General features: G+C 45.8%; 1 protein-coding gene. It reads left to right on the plus strand.

What is annotated here, in order from left to right:
* On the plus strand, positions 1–1,307 hold a 1,307-nt coding region (locus L1S35_RS13175), incomplete at both ends, for an FIDD domain-containing protein (RefSeq protein ID WP_502538685.1).

Below are 1,307 nucleotides of genomic sequence, written 5' to 3' on the forward strand. Positions count from 1 at the left end.
GTAGTTACCACAGCGGCAGGTTGTAAGAGCATCACAACTTTAGACATCAGAGTATTGCCAATTCCGACACCAAATACTACCCCAACACCACTAGCACCGAAATGTGATGACAACAATCCGGGTGATATGCTTGAGGTGTTTGATTTAACGGTTAATGAGAGTTATATCGGAAATGGCGACCCTAATCTGACCTTCCATTATTTTGCTACCCGAAATGATGCCATAGCCAACGTAGGAGAATTAATCCCGGCTACAGCAGCCTTAGTAGGAGATAACGTCTGGATTAGAGTAGAGAACAACGGAGTAGACTATCAAGGTGAGCATTGTTATGTGCTGGTAGAACAACGATTAACGGTAAATCCGCTGCCGACTATTGTTCAGCCACAGGCACCTTACAGAGCCTGTGATAACAATACGGACGGCATCTCGGTATTTGATTTGACCAATCCACAACTGGCAACGGCTATATTGGGACCTACCCAATTACCGGCAGATTTTACGATAAGCTATCACCCGTCGCAGGCGGCAGCCACAGCGGGAAGTCCGTCACTGCCAAACAGCTATACCAATGTGACTCCAAATGCACAGGATATTTACATCAGAGTGGTTAACAATGCTACAGGTTGTGTTAATACAGGCATATTACCACTGGCAGTAGAGGCGTATGCCACGGCTACAGGACCACAGGAGTTTAATGAGTGTGATAATGACGGGAATCCGTATGATGGGGTTGCTCTTATTGATTTAACCGGTTATGCCCCTGCGATATTAGGCACACAAGACCCTGCTGTCTTCTTAGTGAGTTATTATACGAATTTGGCTGATGCCGTAGCGGGTACCAATGCTTTAACTTTGGCACAGGCACAGGCGTATCAGACCGATGCGGATATCGATACGATTTGGGTTAAGGTAGAGAACAGCTCTAACCTTATTACTCCGGTATGTTATGCCATTACTACGATAGATATTAAAGTGGAGCGTTATCCGAATCCGGTTATAGGCACGGCAAATGACGTCACAACTATTTGTGTTGATTATATTACCAATCAGGTGGTAAGACCACTTACCTTAAACAGCGGTGTTGTGAATCCGGGGAACTATACTTTTGAATGGTTTGAAGGCACATCTACCACACCAATACCTGGAGCAACGGGAGCAACGTATACTGTTGATACGGCAGAAGCTACAGGAGCTACCAGAACCTATACGGTAAGAGTAACCAGTGCTACTCCGCAGGCATGTCAGACTACATCAAATTCATTCTCGGTGATACAATCGGGACAGGCTGTTGTAGCGGCAGGAACTGT

This window comes from Flavobacterium anseongense (genome assembly GCF_021608185.1).
In the GTDB taxonomy this organism is placed as follows: Bacteria; Bacteroidota; Bacteroidia; order Flavobacteriales; family Flavobacteriaceae; genus Flavobacterium; species Flavobacterium anseongense.